Genomic DNA, 206 nt, shown 5'->3' with positions numbered 1-206 from the left:
TCGCCACCGTCTAAAGTGTCATTGCCTGCGTTACCAATGATGGTGTCATCACCCCCTAGACCTAATAGAGTATCTGCACTGCTATAACCTTGAATTGCGTCGTTACTGTCACTTGCTTGTATAACTTGCTCTTTAATATGATCAACATCCCAAACCGTGCCATCTGCCAGTTTGATTTGGTCAATGCGGTAGTTGGTTGCGCCATT

At 45.1% G+C, this 206-nt stretch carries 1 protein-coding gene; it reads right to left on the bottom strand.

Annotation, left to right across the window (positions count from 1 at the left end; genetic code table 11):
• Nucleotides 1-206, bottom strand: a 206-nt coding sequence (locus AAEY75_RS17515; protein WP_352260465.1) for a calcium-binding protein, incomplete at both ends; no start/stop codon positions are given.

Origin of the sequence: Psychrobacter sp. TB55-MNA-CIBAN-0194 (assembly GCF_040309505.1) — a bacterium.
Taxonomy (GTDB): Bacteria; Pseudomonadota; Gammaproteobacteria; order Pseudomonadales; family Moraxellaceae; genus Psychrobacter; species Psychrobacter fozii.
The sequence above is the reverse complement of the archived record's forward strand: the minus strand, read 5'-3'. Positions and strand labels throughout refer to the sequence as shown.